Source organism: Myroides sp. ZB35 (assembly GCF_001865835.1).
GTDB lineage: Bacteria > Bacteroidota > Bacteroidia > Flavobacteriales > Flavobacteriaceae > Flavobacterium > Flavobacterium odoratimimum.
This window is the reverse complement of sequence record NZ_CP017769.1, coordinates 1,853,456-1,869,452: the sequence shown is the minus strand read 5'-3', so window position 1 is coordinate 1,869,452 and position 15,997 is coordinate 1,853,456. Positions and strand designations below refer to the sequence as shown.

General features: G+C 35.1%; 15 protein-coding genes and 3 tRNA genes. 9 read left to right on the top strand and 9 right to left on the bottom strand.

Going from position 1 to position 15,997, the window contains the following annotated elements; all coding sequences use genetic code 11:
• Positions 1-109 precede the first annotated feature (109 nt).
• Positions 110-1,876 carry a signal peptide peptidase SppA gene (gene sppA / locus BK054_RS08450; RefSeq protein WP_041888982.1) on the bottom strand — a complete coding sequence of 589 codons (1,767 nt, stop codon included), beginning with the start codon at positions 1,874-1,876 and terminating at the stop codon, positions 110-112.
• A gap of 126 nt (positions 1,877-2,002) precedes the next feature.
• Here sppA and folK point away from each other — a divergent pair, with 126 nt between their 5' ends.
• Together folK and BK054_RS08440 are read left to right on the top strand one after the other, a co-directional pair.
• Complete coding sequence (folK, locus tag BK054_RS08445; protein ID WP_006257288.1) at positions 2,003-3,151, top strand: 2-amino-4-hydroxy-6-hydroxymethyldihydropteridine diphosphokinase; 1,149 nt, start codon at positions 2,003-2,005, stop codon at positions 3,149-3,151.
• Positions 3,141-3,701, top strand: a complete 561-nt coding sequence (locus BK054_RS08440; RefSeq protein WP_006257289.1) for a DUF1543 domain-containing protein — start codon at positions 3,141-3,143, stop codon at positions 3,699-3,701. Before folK ends, BK054_RS08440 begins: the two co-directional genes overlap by 11 nt.
• 45 nt (positions 3,702-3,746) lie before the next feature.
• Here BK054_RS08440 and BK054_RS08435 read toward each other — a convergent pair whose 3' ends face one another.
• The 6 genes from BK054_RS08435 to BK054_RS08410 form a co-directional block, all read right to left on the bottom strand.
• Complete coding sequence (locus BK054_RS08435) at positions 3,747-4,469, bottom strand: DUF3667 domain-containing protein (protein ID WP_016650190.1); 723 nt, start codon at positions 4,467-4,469, stop codon at positions 3,747-3,749.
• Positions 4,470-4,638: 169 nt separating this feature from the next.
• On the bottom strand, positions 4,639-5,169 hold the full coding sequence (locus BK054_RS08430) for a YceI family protein (protein ID WP_016650189.1): 531 nt from the start codon (positions 5,167-5,169) through the stop codon (positions 4,639-4,641).
• A 121-nt stretch (positions 5,170-5,290) separates the two neighbouring features.
• Positions 5,291-6,136, bottom strand: a complete 846-nt coding sequence (locus tag BK054_RS08425) for a DUF3806 domain-containing protein (protein ID WP_016650188.1) — start codon at positions 6,134-6,136, stop codon at positions 5,291-5,293.
• Positions 6,137-6,242: 106 nt separating this feature from the next.
• The gene (locus BK054_RS08420; protein ID WP_058699293.1) at positions 6,243-7,295 is read right to left on the bottom strand and encodes a serine hydrolase domain-containing protein; all 1,053 of its coding nucleotides are present in this window, start codon (positions 7,293-7,295) and stop codon (positions 6,243-6,245) included.
• A 104-nt stretch (positions 7,296-7,399) separates the two neighbouring features.
• Positions 7,400-8,341 carry a DUF3806 domain-containing protein gene (locus BK054_RS08415; RefSeq protein ID WP_058700023.1) on the bottom strand — a complete coding sequence of 314 codons (942 nt, stop codon included), beginning with the start codon at positions 8,339-8,341 and terminating at the stop codon, positions 7,400-7,402.
• 397 nt (positions 8,342-8,738) lie between these two features.
• A complete protein-coding gene (locus BK054_RS08410) occupies positions 8,739-9,263 on the bottom strand; it encodes an RNA methyltransferase (RefSeq protein ID WP_006257295.1) in 525 nt (174 codons plus the stop codon).
• Positions 9,264-9,495: 232 nt separating this feature from the next.
• Between BK054_RS08410 and BK054_RS08405 the strand changes: the two genes are divergently transcribed.
• From BK054_RS08405 to BK054_RS08375, 7 genes are all read left to right on the top strand, one after another.
• On the top strand, positions 9,496-9,783 hold the full coding sequence (locus tag BK054_RS08405; RefSeq protein WP_016650185.1) for a hypothetical protein: 288 nt from the start codon (positions 9,496-9,498) through the stop codon (positions 9,781-9,783).
• Positions 9,784-9,947: 164 nt separating this feature from the next.
• A complete protein-coding gene (locus tag BK054_RS08400) occupies positions 9,948-10,466 on the top strand; it encodes an FUSC family protein (protein ID WP_058699292.1) in 519 nt (172 codons plus the stop codon).
• A gap of 71 nt (positions 10,467-10,537) precedes the next feature.
• A complete protein-coding gene (gene mutS / locus BK054_RS08395; RefSeq protein WP_058699291.1) occupies positions 10,538-13,135 on the top strand; it encodes a DNA mismatch repair protein MutS in 2,598 nt (865 codons plus the stop codon).
• Between the two features lie 202 nt (positions 13,136-13,337).
• A tRNA-Gly gene (locus BK054_RS08390) sits at positions 13,338-13,410 on the top strand.
• A 9-nt stretch (positions 13,411-13,419) separates the two neighbouring features.
• Positions 13,420-13,505 (top strand) — tRNA-Leu (locus tag BK054_RS08385).
• A 108-nt stretch (positions 13,506-13,613) separates the two neighbouring features.
• Entirely contained in the window at positions 13,614-13,985 is a 372-nt protein-coding gene (locus BK054_RS08380; RefSeq protein WP_058699290.1) for a hypothetical protein, read from the top strand.
• A 147-nt stretch (positions 13,986-14,132) separates the two neighbouring features.
• Positions 14,133-14,218: transfer RNA gene (locus tag BK054_RS08375), tRNA-Leu, on the top strand.
• Between the two features lie 89 nt (positions 14,219-14,307).
• Here BK054_RS08375 and BK054_RS08370 read toward each other — a convergent pair.
• Both BK054_RS08370 and BK054_RS08365 read right to left on the bottom strand, forming a co-directional pair.
• On the bottom strand, positions 14,308-15,294 hold the full coding sequence (locus BK054_RS08370; protein ID WP_006262830.1) for a transposase: 987 nt from the start codon (positions 15,292-15,294) through the stop codon (positions 14,308-14,310).
• Positions 15,281-15,634, bottom strand: a complete 354-nt coding sequence (locus BK054_RS08365) for a hypothetical protein (protein WP_006260368.1) — start codon at positions 15,632-15,634, stop codon at positions 15,281-15,283. The genes BK054_RS08370 and BK054_RS08365 overlap by 14 nt, the downstream gene beginning before the upstream one ends.
• Between the last annotated feature and the right edge of the window lie 363 nt (positions 15,635-15,997).

The following is a 15,997-nucleotide window of genomic DNA, read 5'->3' as shown; positions in this document are numbered from 1 at the left end:
AAAAAAAAAGAGTTATCCCTAGTCTAAAAGGATAACTCTTTATTCGATATTAATCAATTTATGTCTTCTTTAACGAAAGCATAAATTTGACTATAACATTATCTTATTACTACTCTATTTTTACTTCAAAAGGCAATATTGCTTGTACACCTCTCATATTGTTGAAATAGTTAAGTCTCTCTATCATTTCATAGTTAGCTTCACCTATCTTTTCTTTGATTAGCTCTTCTTCTGATTTAAATACAGAAGCACCTAGATACCCTCTAAGCATATCTTCGAACTTCATTTTATACTCTGGGTAGTTTACTACTTTATAATCGTCTATCTCTACCTTTTTAGCAGCATAAGCGATAGCTGTATCTAATCCTCCTAGTTCATCTACTAATTTATTTTCTAGTGCATCTTTTCCAGTCCACACTCTACCTTGCGCTAATTCGTTTACTTGTTCTACTGTCATCTTTCTTCCATCAGCTACTCTCTGAACGAATGTCGTATATACATCCTCTATGCCTTCTGTCACCATCATTCTAAAGCCTGGATCAACATCTCTAAACGGACTATAGTTAGCCGCATTATCATGTGTCTTCACTTGCTCTGCATTTACTCCATACTTTGTAGCTAATGCTTTAAAGTTCGGAACCATACCGAATACCCCTATAGAACCTGTAATCGTACCTGGATCTGCGAAGATTCTATCTGCATTACTAGAGATATAATACCCTCCAGATGCAGCTACATCTCCCATAGAAACAATCACTGGTTTCACTTTTTTAGTCAACTCTATCTCTCTCCAGATTAACTCAGAAGTCAGAGCACTACCTCCAGGGCTATTTACTCTAAGTACGATAGCTTTTATCTTATCATCCTTTCTTGCTGCTTTTAGAGCACGGTTGATAGATCCTTCACCGATATAGCTTACGCTACCTTCACCATCTCTAATCTCCCCTTGTGCATAGATTACTGCAATACGATCTTTAGCTGTTTTTGCACTATTTTTCACAATCACATCTTTAACGTAATCTAAGATATCTACGCTATTATAATCTTTATCTCCTTCTACTCCTAATTCATGTTTAATCGCTGCATGGTACTCGTCCTCATAAGCTACTTTATCCACTAATCCCGTTTTTAAAGCTAATTTAGGTGTTCTAGCTCCTAGATTATTTGCTATACCGTTTAAGCTATCTACAGATATCTTTCTGCTCTTAGAGATATCGTTAACTAATGTTTCCCAAATAGACTTTAAGAACACTGTTGTCTGCTCTCTATTCGCCTCGCTCATGTTTTCTTGTAAGAATGGTTCTACAGCACTTTTATATTTACCGTGTCTCATTACTTCCATTTGTACTCCCGTTTTATCTTGTAATCCTTTTAAGTAAAGAATCTCTGTAGACAATCCCTTAAAGTCTAACCCACCTACTGGATTAATATAAATAGTATCTGCAATAGAGTTTAAATAATATTCTCCTTGTGAATACACATTAGCATACGCCAATACGAACTTACCTGTTGCTTTAAACTCTTCTAGTTTATTTCTAATCTCGCGTTTCTGTACTACTCCTAGCATAGAGTTATTATTCAGAATAGAGATCCCTTTAATACGATCATCTGTCTTCGCATACTCTATAGCTGCTAGTACGTCAGACACACCATCTTTTCCAGCTTCTCTAAAGCCGAATTCCTTCATATTATATTTACCTGCATAATCATATTTCACACCAGATAAATCTAAATTAATAACTGAACTATCTTTTACTGTAACAGTATCAGAACTACTTCCCATAGCTACACCGATGATCATCAGTCCAAAAAATAATATTCCGAAGAATATAAACAGACCTACTATCGTAGCTAAAACATTTCTTAAAAACCTCATATTAAAAACAATTTATCTTATTAGTATTCAAATTATAAAAAAAGTTACAGATTATACCCGTAAATTTGCATTATTAACTGATACAAAAGTAACGATTATTCAATTTTCTTTTATTTACTTTGCCCCATGTTTACGCAAAATCAAATAGTATTATCAATAGGTTCTAATCAAGGAGATAAATTATCTAACATAGAGAAATCTATCGAACTGATTAACAAGCATATTGGTACAGTCATAAAAATATCACCTATTTACGAATTTCCTGCTTGGGGTTTTGAGAGCGATCCTTTCTTTAATTGTGCTGTATTATTACACAGTACGCTAAAAGCTGAAACGGTTATTCTAAAGGTACTCGAAATAGAACAAGTACTAGGTAGAATACGTCCACAGCATACAGTGGGGTATAGTGCTAGACTGATAGATATCGATATTATCTCTTTTAACCAAGAAGTGTATAATACTGATAACCTATCTGTACCTCACCCCTTGATGCAAGACAGACAGTTCGTACTACAGCCATGCGCAGATCTAAACTTAGAATGGGCACACCCTATACTAAAGCAAAGTTTCAAAGAATTACTGAATAGCTGTAAAGATAAAACATCTTTTAAGATAGTAGGAGAGATAAAAAGTCCAATTCTTCAATATGGCTTTACTCATGTAAACTTTATCGCCATAGAAGGAAATATAGGTGCTGGTAAGACAACTTTAACCAATCGTATATCAGAGGACTTTAATGCAAAGAATATCCTAGAAGGTTTTGCGGACAACCCTTTCTTGCCTAAGTTTTACAAAGATGCTACGAGATACGCATTTCCATTAGAGATGTCATTCTTAGCAGACAGATACTCACAGTTATCTGATGATTTAGCACAGTTTGACCTTTTTAAAGAGTTTATCATTGCTGATTATTATATCTACAAGTCTATCATCTTTGCTCAAATCACTTTAGAAGAAGACGAGTTCAAGCTGTATCAGCAGATATTTGAGATTATGTATAAAGAAACTCCTAAGCCTGATCTATATGTCTACCTATATCAGAACACAGATCGCTTATTAGAGAATATACAGAAACGTGGTCGTTCTTACGAAAGTGAAATCCCAGGTACTTACTTAGATCAAGTGAACCAAGGTTATTTTAACTATATCAAGACAATGCCTGCAGACAAAGTGTTGATCATCGATATATCAGACTTAGACTTCGTAGCTAATCAAGAAGATTATATCTACATCTTAGATAAGATTCAACATAAACTAGTGAAGCATGACGAATAAACTATTTATGACCATGCTAGGAGTCACTCCTCCAGGACGTCATATAGAACAGCATGATATCTACTTCGGTATAGGCACACAGATGAAAGACCTCATCCCACAGATAGTTGACTTTTGGCCAGAAGCAGGACCTAAACTACACGTAGATGCATGGAGAGAAGTAACGTCTGTACAAGGTCATCACATAGAAGTAGTCTCTAGAGAAGCATACCTACCTAATGATCTAAAGTTATTCTTTATCAATCTAGGCGGTTATAAACCAGGTATTTTTGACGAGTTTCACCAGACGTGTCTAGTAGTCGCTAATAGTCAGAAAGAAGCTATCCAGTATGTAAAGAGTACAGCCTTCTATGAAGAGTATAACCTGCCTCCGAGAGGATATAGTCACGTAGATAATAAGTATGGTCTAGATGTAGATGATATCTATGAGATGGACGAAATCTTAAATGAAAATTTAAAACAGCAATACGCTATCAAAATAACTCCTTCTATAGAACCTCTAACAGATGATCACATAGAACTAGGGTATATGAAGCTAAGCAGTTTCTAACTATAAAGAACGTCCCATGATAGTATATCATGGGACGTTCTTTATTTACTTACTTTGGAGTATGACATAATCAAGTAGCTCTCCTATTATAATCACTAATACTGAGAATGTGAGCATCCCTAGAACATAAGCAAAGAAAGCTTTCAAATAACTCTTTATACGTTTCACTTCAAAGAACTGACCTATTCCCCAAGTACAATAGAGCACTCCTACCACTCCTGCAATAGCCATTAAATTAACCTTTACTATCCCTTGTATTATAGCAAATACAGAAAATATCAACATAGACATTCCTGTCACAAAGCACAATAAAATTAATATCTCAAATAAATTAAAAGAGTGTTTTTTAAATAACACCTTAGCCCATACCGCTATAAACACTCCTATAATTATATTCATATACCCTGAATGAGTGTCTCCCCATAGAAATATACTATCTGCCACTCCTCCACCTCCTGAATGATGGTAAGAAACAAAACTCTCTATGTGAAAATAATGAGCAATAAGGGAATAAATAAGAGAAGCTATAATAATGAATATAATAGGCTTTACTAATTTACTTCTATCCTCAGTAATATACTTCTGAACTGTAATACCTGGTTTTAGCAATAGTTCTTTTATAGTATAGAATATACCCTTCTCAACGTGTAAAACGTGGCTTATCTCATGCAAAACATAGTGACTATCTATTCTCTTTAGCTTAATTGATTCTCCACAATCAGGACAATATCCTGTTGATAAATCTGTATGAGACGTTTTACAACTCATGATTTTCTGTATATTAAGTTCAGTTATTTTATATAGTCACTACATAGTGACTAAGGAAACAAATATAATAAAATCACTTAATTCTCAAATACAAAAAAAGCCTTCAAAGAGATCTCTTTTGAAGGCTTTTGCACTTGTATATTAAAAATTTACATCTATGAAGACATCATTAAACTTTAGCGAACTGTACTTCAGCGAATAACTTAATATCCTCACCTACTAACACTCCACCTGTTTCTAAACCAGCATTCCAAGTCAGTCCAAACTCTTTACGGTTAATCTTAGATTCTAAAGACAGTCCTATCTTAGTATTTCCCCATGGGTCTACTAGTACTCCACTATATTCCGCATTAAATGCCACCTCTTTTGTCTCTCCTTTTATCGTTAGCATACCAGTCACTACATAGTAGTTATCTGTTTTCTTCTGAATAGAAGTAGAAGTAAACACGATATCTTGATAAAGTTCTGTTTCGAAGAAATCTGCACTTTTTAGGTGAGTATCTCTATCTGCATTATTTGTATCTATAGAAGCTACCTTAGCTGTAAATGATATTTCTGAAGTTTCGAATGTTGCATCTACATTCTTAATTGTTGATGTGAAGTCATTAAACTTACCTGATACATTCGTAAACATCATGTGTTTTACTTTAAATCCTATTTCAGAATGTGTAGGGTCGATATTCCAAACTGTATTTGTCATAATAATTCTATTTTTTAAGGTTATAACCACTGTCTTATCAGTAGCGTTTTGTATGAGACAAATGTATAACCATATACACCCTCATACACTTAACCTAAATTAAGAACGTATATAACTACATTTATTCTTCCTCGAACTGATCTTCTACAGATTGAAATATTTTATCTAATAATCGAGGGATTTGGATATGTTCTCCTGCTTCTAGACGAGAGACTACTAAGCTAATCGGAAAAATAACGACCTCTGTATCCTTATACTGTAAGGCGTACTCATAACCTAGGTCACCTTCTACACCTACCCATTCAAAATCGATATAATAATAACGAAGTAACGCCCCGAATAACAATCCTAACTTACCTAGATATTCTTTATCCTTTAGATCAAAGCACTGCTCATCGAATAACCACTGAAGTATGTCCAACGCCTTACCAGAATCAAATACGGATTTTAACTCATATTGATTGGCTCCTAAGAGCGTACTTACACTAGACTCTATAAACTCGAGCTCTTCAGGAGTCAAGGCTTGACTACTATGATCTTCGTTAAGGACTATTCCTACATATTCTATCATCTGTACTGCCTCTTCTAGATAGTCTCTTGCTAACTCAGAATTTACATCTGACTGACTGATGAATAACTGTAGCTCAAAGCGTACATTGTTATACAATACAGAATACTCATAGATATGTAGATCTTCTAGCTCTAGCTCTGTCATATAATAGAACTTATCTCCTACTTCCTTTACCTCCTCTTCTATATGACTCGCTTCAGTAGTAAAGTCTTCTAACACCTGCTCGAAGTCAAAGTCCTCTCCTCCTACTGTCCTTATATCATACACAGAGATATAAGGTAGATAGCTCACTCCGTCTTTAGTCAAGATAAATCCTCCATAATCTGCTAACTCTACATCATACTCATCAGGTATTACCAATACTAACTTCTCTACTCCTAAATCTATATATTGCATACGCTTTACTTATTATCCTTAGATAAATATACCTTTTTTATTGTAGTCACAAAAGTTATATTATCATCTTATAAAAAAAGCTAACCATTACGTTAGCTTGTCTATTTTAGTCTTCTTCTTTCAGTATTTTATAGCCGTTAGGGTACAGCATATTCACTATCCCCTTAAACACCTGATCAGGTACCTGCTGAGCATTACTGCTATAAGCGATAGATACTTCATCATCGGGATTATATACTAGCATCGTATGCGTCCCTAGTGTGTCTCCACCATGCCCGTAAAAACTTACATTATCATAAACTAAATGCATTATACCTCTACCAAATTTACCTTCTATCTTTTGGGGCAACATTGATTCTAACGAGGCTGATGTAATTACTTTACCATGAAATAAATTATAAATAAAGATATTCAACTCTTTAGTCGTCGTGGTCAAATCTCCCACCCCTATAATATTCATCGGGTTGATGTCTATCATTTCTGCCCATTGTCCGTGTTTGAATTGATATGGTTTATGTACATAGATAGGCATCAATTTAGCAGAATATGTACTTTCTAACCTCAATGGATTCACGATATACTGATTGACTAATAAATGATAAGGTTTATCAGTCACCTCTTCTATTATTTTAGTCAATAGATAATAAGCCGAATTAGAATATGCTCGATCTGTATCAGGAGTGAACTTCACTCCTTGTTCTTTAATCAAGTTTAATATCTCCTGTTCTGTCACTTTCTCTGTCACCCACACTTCTCCATTTTTGACTACATAGCTCCCTAGTCCACTACTGTGATCTAGCAGATTCTTAATCGTGATACGATCAGCATTGGGCATATCTGGATAGAAGTCAGATAACTTAGTGGTCAACTCTAATTTGCCCTCTTCGATTAACTTAAATATAATCACAGCAGTATAAAGCTTAGTCACCGATCCTATCTGATACATCTTATTCTCATCAGACGAGGTATCGGGTAAATTCTCTTGTCCAAAGTTTTTATGATAGACTTCTACTCCTTTTTTAAAAATAGAGAGGCTGCCTGCTTCTGTATTATTCTTAGACAATTCGTTTAAATAATGATCTAACTTATATCCTTTTATTTCTTGTCCAAATACAACAGAAGATAACATCATCACAAATAATAGTATCTTGGTGTTCATCCTAATCGTTTTAATGTATTATCATTAATTAGTAGCTATCACACTACGACTGTTACAGTTATATATAAGTCAAAAGAAAGTCAATCTCTTGATGACTATTCTTATTAATAATTATACTCTAGTCGGGTGTACCCTTTATCACGCTCTATACCAGTCTCTATATGCTGTACCACTTCCTCCATTAAGGCTATAACATTGATCTCTACCTCATCTTCTATGCGCTTAGTAATCATCGTAATCGGAAAACATTGCAAGGCGTAATCTTGATACTGTAACGCCAACTCTCTGCCATACTGATCATGTACCACTATCCAATGAAAATCACTGTATCTATACTGAAAACAAGCTCCGAACAAGATACCTAGTGCCTGATGATATTCATAATCATTCACGGCATACTCTCTTAGATTCAGTATCTCCTGTAACTTCGTTATAGCGTCACCACTCTCGTGATAAGCCTGAAGGTCTTCTGACTCTATACCTAATACTTTAGCCGACGCTGTCTCTAGATGTACTAGGTCATCATACTTAGGTTCTAGTAATGGAAACTGTAGAGAAGATAGACTATCTATACTTCTGATCATCTCCTCTATCTCTTCTAGATAGACAGCTACCTCATCACTCCCTCTATCCTCCTTATTTACAATCAATGATGCTATGACAATATCATCACCATACATCACCTCGAATATATGCATATACAGCTCCTCCTGATCTTCATTATCATAAGAGAAATAACTTTTTCCTTTATACGTCACTGCCTCTGTATTCCTCTGATGAGCTTTATCCTTAAAGTCTTGAAGAAGGGCTTTCTGTGTCACTCCCTCAGCTCTCGTAAAAGAGATAACACTAAATCTAATCAGAGGTTCGTCATCATGTTCCCCTCTATATAGTATCACAGTACTATCCCCATCATTACAACTATAATAATGACTCGGCCCTTTTACAATGGTCTGTCCACTTCCTATTTCGAATACCTTCATTATTTCTCTTTTATTTATCTCAAAGATATTATTTAGTCCATTACTATAACGTGATAATATCATTAAATTATACATATTACCCTGCCCTCATTTGGTTATTTTGGCTACTTATGACCATGCTTTCTCTAGCTTATTATCATTCTTAAGTCAATGAAATTCAATATTTATACAAATGTTGTTCGGATACAGTTTTGCTATCCTTCGGTAAAAAGGTGTTTTTCCGAGCAAAACCAATGCTTTACCCAAATACTACCCGAACGATTCTAGTTAAAAACAAAATAAACAACTATATATCAACCAATTAATATAAATCATATTCTCCATACAAGGGCAATAACTCCATGATCACTCATTATCTCCACTAGAGGGCATTATAGGTCAATAATTTCTGTTATATAGACATAAAAAAAAGCTACTTCGTATAGAAGTAGCTCTTCGCTATATAAATATTGATAAGATATTACATCTGTTGGAATAAGTCCCAGATTACAATCCCTGCACTCACAGAGATATTTAAAGAATGCTTCGTACCTAGCTGCGGAATCTCGATCACTCCATCACTTAAGTTTACCACCTCTTGATTAACTCCTTTTACCTCATTACCGAATACTAATGCATATTTCGCTCCTTCTGTCACCTTAAAGTCATTTAGCATCACGCTATTCTCTACTTGCTCTACAGACTGTACAGATACACCACTCTCTTTTAATGACTTCACTACTTCTACTACATCCTTAGCATATTCCCACTCTACAGTTTCGGTAGCTCCTAGAGCTGTTTTGTGTATTTCTTTATTTGGAGGGGTAGCGGTGATACCACATAGATATACTTTCTCAACTAAAAAAGCATCGCACGTTCTGAATACAGACCCAATATTATGTAAACTTCTTACATCATCTAAAACTACAATAATAGGTGTTTTCTCAGAAGCTTTAAACTCTTCTACATTTTTACGATCCAATTCGCTATTGGCTAATTTACGCATGACTTAAAAATTTTAGCAAAAATACTATTTATCAAATGGATTACTCTCATCTAGGTTTTATTTTTAACTAATTATACCTTAATCAATATTATTACACACAATAAAAAAGCAATAGTATTCAAATATAACACACTCGATATTACACTTTTAAAACAAAGATTGCATCAAGTAGTGCTCCCTTTCTTCCTATACAATGGCTAACTTTGTTATAAACCAACAAAGCCACACCACCATGACTAAAAAACTACTCAATCAGCTGGCTCTGCTCACCATACTAAACAATATTGTCTTTGTGGTGATATATCAAGGGTCCCTTATTGCTGACTTTGCTCAGAGCCCTCAATACATACATTTGGTCGAATTGGCATGGATACTATGTCTAACAGGGCTTATTATCTTCCCTACAATTATCTGTACGTTATTAGAATCAAAACAAATCAGTGTTCAAAAATTCCCAATATTAGCTATTGCTCTATCCTTTATCTCTATTATATTTTTTGCATTTGCTAGTATTCCATAATTTTAAACTTGATATAGACTGAAATCTGTAATAGTTTTATTTCACATTGTTTTTGACGATTTTTTAACACTATTACATTCTTTTCATCTGTATAAAAAACAGAAACAAGATATTATTGCAATATCAAATGAGAGTTCCTACCTTTGCACACTCATAAAAAATCTATGGTAAGAACTCTCATAACTAGAATTATAACATCCCCAGTCATTATCTATACAACCAGATGCTTTATCGGGTTTTATATCGGATACCTGCTATTCTTAAAATATCCGAACTATGAAATCCTGTGGACTTTAATCTCGATTATGCTAGTTATCTCACCAGAAGGTCAGAATTCTAAAAAGCTATCTGTAGAACGATTTAAGTCAAATCTAGTGGGGTCTGCTGTCGGTTTAGTTTGTTTAGAAATCCATCCTAACCCTGATTTCTATATTGGTTTATTAGGTGTGTTCCTAACAATCATGACCTGCTACCTATTCAAGATATTAAATATGGCTCGCGTAGCCTTAGTAGCCCTTATCATTATACTTGTACAGCCACATACGGCTAGCTCAGTAGAGGCTACTCCCCTGTTTAGATGCTTAGCAGTGACCTTAGGGTGTGTGATCGGTCTGACGATAACAGTACTTACCTCTATGATCATACGCAGGCTAAAAAGATATTATGGCATACCGCTCTCTTAGAAGTTCATTAAGCAAATAGCGTTTGTAAAATGTATCTGTTATATTTGTAATTTGAAACACAAAACTACATTATGACTGCTAAAGCGAAAGCACCTAAGGAAACTCCATTAATGAAACAATACAACGATATAAAAGCCAAGTATCCTGATGCTTGTCTATTATTTCGCGTAGGAGATTTTTACGAGACATTCGGTGAAGACGCTGTCAGAGCATCTAAAATATTGGGCATTACATTAACCAAACGAAGTGCAGGTACAGCTAGTGAAACAGAATTAGCAGGTTTTCCTCATCACTCGATTAATGTTTACCTACCTAAGTTAGTCAAAGCTGGACTAAGAGTAGCTATCTGTGACCAGCTAGAAGACCCTAAAACAACTAAAACTATTGTCAAAAGAGGCGTTACTGAGTTAGTAACACCTGGTGTTGCCTTAAACGATGAAGTGTTACATTCTAAATCTAACAACTTCTTATGTGCAATACACTTTGCTAAAAAGACAATCGGTATATCATTCTTAGATGTTTCTACAGGAGAGTTTTTGACCACTGAAGGAGATCAAGATTATATAGATAAACTACTACAGAACTTTGCCCCTAGTGAGATTCTAGTACAGAAGAGTAATAAGACACACTTCTTACAGAACTACGGGACTACTTATAATCTATTCTTACTAGATGACTGGGTATTCAAGACTGACTTTGCATTTGAGTCTTTGACTACTCATTTTAAAACTAATTCCCTAAAAGGTTTTGGGGTAGAAGATTTAGTAGAAGGGACGATAGCCTGTGGAGCGATACTATATTACCTATCAGAGACACAGCACACTAGACTAGAGCATATCTCTAATATACAGCGTATCGCTGAAGATGCGTATGTGTGGATGGATCGTTTTACGATCAGAAACTTAGAGCTATACAACAGTGCTAACCTGAATGCGATAACGTTATTAGATGTGATAGATAAGACCTTATCTCCTATGGGAGGTCGTCTACTGAAGCGTTGGCTAGCATTACCACTGAAGGATACTAAGAAGATTACGGATAGACATAATATCGTAGAGATACTAAAAGAGAACAGTGAACTCCTAACACTCTTCCAAACCCAAATAAAGAAGATATCTGACTTAGAACGATTAATCTCTAAGATCGCTACTGGTAAGGTATCTCCTAGAGAGCTAATCTATCTGAACGATTCTCTAGATGCTATTATTCCGATCAAGGAGACTGCCCAAAAAAGTAGTAATGATTCTCTAAAACAAATGGGGAATACACTACATGGGTGTGAGCTACTTAGAGAAAAGATCAGAGGTACCATCAATGAAGATGCTCCTGTAGCGATAGCAAAAGGAAATGCAATAGCAGAGGGTGTACACCCAGAGTTAGACGAACTGCGCAAGATCTCTACTTCTGGTAAGGAACTGCTAGAGGCTATGGAGATCAGAGAGAGTGAGAAGACAGGTATTCCATCGCTTAAAATATCGTTTAACAACGTATTCGGGTACTATATAGAGGTTCGTAATACGCATAAAAACAAAGTACCTGCAGAGTGGATTAGAAAGCAGACGCTAGTGAATGCAGAACGTTATATCACGGAGGAGTTAAAAGAATACGAAACTAAAATACTAGGTGCAGAAGAGAAAATCTATAAGCTAGAGAACGAATTGTTCGAACAGTTCGTAGCTTGGTGCGCCCAATATATCAAACCTGTACAGCTAAATGCTAATCTTATCGCACAGCTAGACTGTCTGAGCTCTTTCGCTCAACAGGCTCTTGAGAATAACTATGTAAGACCACTGATAGATGACTCTTATGAACTAGATATAAAAGATGGTCGTCACCCTGTGATCGAGAAACAACTAGCGTATGACACACCTTATATCACGAATGATGTCTATCTAAACAATAAGGAACAACAAATCATCATGATCACTGGACCTAATATGTCTGGTAAGTCTGCTATCCTTAGACAGACAGCACTTATCGTGTTGTTAGCTCAGATGGGAAGTTTCGTTCCAGCTAGAGAAGTACGCATGGGGCCAGTAGATAAGATATTCACACGTGTGGGGGCATCAGATAATATCTCGATGGGAGAATCAACTTTCATGGTGGAGATGAACGAGACAGCCTCTATCTTAAATAATATCTCTGATAGAAGCTTAGTTCTATTAGACGAAATCGGAAGAGGTACTAGTACCTACGATGGTATCTCTATAGCCTGGGCTATCGCAGAGTACCTACACCAGCATCCTGGCAAGCCTAAGACCCTATTCGCTACTCACTATCACGAGCTCAATGATATGTCTCAGAACTTCGACGGAATAAAGAACTATAACGTCTCTGTCAAAGAACTTAAAGACAATGTGCTATTCTTGAGAAAACTAGTTCCTGGTGGTAGTGCACACAGTTTTGGTATTCATGTGGCGAAGATGGCAGGTATGCCTACTACAGTTCTAAAACGCGCTGAAAAGATGCTAAAACAACTAGAAAAAGGACATGCTAAAGATCAACAACCACTGAAAGCAGTAGAAAATGATCTACAACTAAGTTTCTTTAATCTAGATGATCCTCTATTAGAAGAATTAAAAGAAGATATCCTTGCTATAGATGTCAATAATATCACGCCAATAGAAGCGATTATGAAGATAAATGAATTAAAGAAAAAACTAAAATAATATGAAGAAGGAAGCTCGAATGAGCTTCCTTTCTCTTTTTTGGTAAAAACCTTTGTAAAAAGGCATGAACACAGGCTTTGTAAATCAATGAGTTAAAAAATATCTTTGTTTTTTAGCTGCTTTTTATTTGGATAAACAAAAAAACGTTCTATATTTGCACTCGCAATACAGAAGTAAAGCGAAGTTCTTAAAAAAACATTATGCGAAAATAGCTCAGTTGGTAGAGCGCAACCTTGCCAAGGTTGAGGTCGCGGGTTCGAACCCCGTTTTTCGCTCTATATCACGCTCGAGTGGTGGAAGTGGTAGACACGCTGGACTTAAAATCCAGTGAGCAGTAATGTTCGTGCGGGTTCAAGTCCCGCCTCGAGTACATAATCCCAAGTTAACGCTTGGGATTTTTTTTTGCCCCTTTAGAAATGTCATCCCCTTAGATATTTCTACAAAAAGTAAATTTCTTTAATTTTGTTTCTTAATTGATATGAGTGCATTCGTAATTAGTTTAAAAGATAACGGAAAGTATAAGTACACTTTTGAACACAGAAGAGGTAAAACATTAATGACAAGTGTAGAGTATCCTAGTGTAGAAGCTATTCATTCTACTATATCGTTCCTTAGAACCAACTATGATTCTCTAAACTTCATTAAGTTTAAAACCCCATCAGGTAAGTCTTACTTCAGACTCGCAATAGACAAAAAGATCTATGCCAACAGTAGAAGATTTAATACCGAACTAAGATTCGAAAAGGCAATGGAGGAGATTAAGTCAAACTTTGCTAACGCTGAAATACTAGATTTATCTCTAGATATCTTTGGAAGTTTTCCTTCAGACGATATATTTGACGCAGAGTAAGTATAATCTAGTTATTATAAAAAACTGATTTACAAGACTCCATAGAATAGTTTTAAAAAAACTAAAAAAGTCTTTTTATTTAATGGAAAAACATTCTATATTTGCCATCGCAATCACGAAAAAACGTGTGCAGTCAATGCCAATTGAGCTCGAGTGGTGGAAGTGGTAGACACGCTGGACTTAAAATCCAGTGGGTAGTAATGCCCGTGCGGGTTCAAGTCCCGCCTCGAGTACAAAGAATCCCAAGCTAACGCTTGGGATTTTTTTTGTTATTAAAGTTATATTTATCAACTAGATCAGGATCAGTGACAAAAGTTGGGGACTAGGCAAAAAGTCTAGTTAATCTAAAAAGGAAAAACTTCTTATCTCTAACACCTCTATACATCATACGGAAGTATTTAATTTTGGCATTAAATGATTCCGCAGAAGCATTTGTACTTCTATTAATAAAGTAATTGATGATTTCGTTATAGTGTACATTAAACGTCTTTAAAACAGTACTAAAGTGTTTGAGTGAAGCTTTTTCAATATCATTAAACCAATGAGCTAGCTTAGTCATAGCTATTTCTTTATCTATTTGTAGATTATATATCTGTCTAAGGTTATTAGCAAGTAGATAGGCTTGTTTAATCTCTGGGTATAATTCAAATAGTATCTTAGCTCTTTCTTGTTGGTCAGATGTCCAATTAATTTGGTTTTTATAAAGTAGAGAACGTGAGCGAACTAAAAGTTGCTTCTTAGTATCTCCATTACTAAGTATTTCAGGATTATATATAATGCCTTCTTCCTTAGCCTTTAAAACAGCAGTGTTCTCAGCGTCAAGCTCAGCCCATCTATATTTTATTCTAATATCTTGTACAGCTTCACTTACAAGCTTTTGTACATGAAAACGATCAATTACTTGCACAGCTTTAGGGAAGCACTTCTTAGCTATCTGTTTCATAGCCCCTGCCATATCTAAAGTAATCTCGGTAACTTTATCTCTAAGTTTTTTAGGTAGTTTAGATAGATGCTTTATTACAGTATCTGATTTTGTTCCTTTAACTATCGCTACAATGGTCTTTTTCTGACCTTTACCTGCTTTAGAAGTCAGTATAGTGTACAATTCTCCCATAGATAAACATACTTCATCTATGGAGAGTTGTTCAGTTATATTTTCTGGGTAGAGTAGCCAGTCTTGTGCATGTTCTTGTTGATCCCATTGTTTGAAACCACTAGTTTTATGTTTGTATTGGCGTTGAAACTTTTCACCTTTAACTCCAAATAATTCACCAATAGCCTTACAGCTAAGTACTTTAGTATCGGCCAATTTTTTTTAAGAACTCCGAGAACTCTGTAGTCATTCGTGTTCCTTCTGCGATGATATTCCAATCACGTGATATAATTTCTCCTGTTTGTTTATCTGTCCAACGACGACGTTGTACGTGTAGTTTAACTGATTTACCTCGTAACGGGAAGTCTTCAATAGTAATCATACTATGGAAACCTTTAGAAATAAGCTGTCTTTCAGCACATTGATTTCCGTAATCATTCTTCTCTTCAAAGTAGATATGTAGTTTGGTCTCTAATTCTTCTACTTTAGTAATATTGAAGTGTTCTACTAAGTAAGTAGGTAAGATTAGTTTTAGTATTTCTTGGCTATCCATCATAGCACAAAGATATTATTTTACACTTTCCTCCCCAACTTTTAACGTTGATCCCTAGATCATCTTATAACCTCCCTTCTACTAGCATCAATCTAAAAGTTGTTACTCTGCTTATGTGAAATATAGCCCAAGTAATATTTTTAATGAAAAAGAAAAAATTGTAGACATCATTTCAAATCAAACTAGTCATTCAAGTTGCGAAAAGGCATTAGCAAAATACATATATTAAAAACTCATTAAACTTACAGTAAATGAGTTAGAAGAATGGAAAAACAAAGTAGAATAATTTTCAGTAAAAAACACTCTATTTTTCTTGCACACTAAAAAACAATACTCTATTTTTGCACTCGCAATACAGAAATAGTA

Coding starts and splice junctions, on each gene's coding strand:
- mutS (WP_058699291.1), top strand. CDS start 10,538: ATGACTGCTAAAGCGAAAGCACCTAAGGAAACTCCATTAATGAAACAA.
- BK054_RS08380 (WP_058699290.1), top strand. CDS start 13,614: ATGAGTGCATTCGTAATTAGTTTAAAAGATAACGGAAAGTATAAGTAC.
- BK054_RS08420 (WP_058699293.1), bottom strand. CDS start 7,295: ATGAACACCAAGATACTATTATTTGTGATGATGTTATCTTCTGTTGTA.
- folK (WP_006257288.1), top strand. CDS start 2,003: ATGTTTACGCAAAATCAAATAGTATTATCAATAGGTTCTAATCAAGGA.
- BK054_RS08430 (WP_016650189.1), bottom strand. CDS start 5,169: ATGACAAATACAGTTTGGAATATCGACCCTACACATTCTGAAATAGGA.
- BK054_RS08365 (WP_006260368.1), bottom strand. CDS start 15,634: ATGATGGATAGCCAAGAAATACTAAAACTAATCTTACCTACTTACTTA.
- BK054_RS08415 (WP_058700023.1), bottom strand. CDS start 8,341: ATGATATTATCACGTTATAGTAATGGACTAAATAATATCTTTGAGATA.
- BK054_RS08410 (WP_006257295.1), bottom strand. CDS start 9,263: ATGCGTAAATTAGCCAATAGCGAATTGGATCGTAAAAATGTAGAAGAG.
- BK054_RS08425 (WP_016650188.1), bottom strand. CDS start 6,136: ATGCAATATATAGATTTAGGAGTAGAGAAGTTAGTATTGGTAATACCT.
- BK054_RS08440 (WP_006257289.1), top strand. CDS start 3,141: ATGACGAATAAACTATTTATGACCATGCTAGGAGTCACTCCTCCAGGA.
- BK054_RS08435 (WP_016650190.1), bottom strand. CDS start 4,469: ATGAGTTGTAAAACGTCTCATACAGATTTATCAACAGGATATTGTCCT.
- BK054_RS08405 (WP_016650185.1), top strand. CDS start 9,496: ATGACTAAAAAACTACTCAATCAGCTGGCTCTGCTCACCATACTAAAC.
- sppA (WP_041888982.1), bottom strand. CDS start 1,876: ATGAGGTTTTTAAGAAATGTTTTAGCTACGATAGTAGGTCTGTTTATA.
- BK054_RS08400 (WP_058699292.1), top strand. CDS start 9,948: ATGGTAAGAACTCTCATAACTAGAATTATAACATCCCCAGTCATTATC.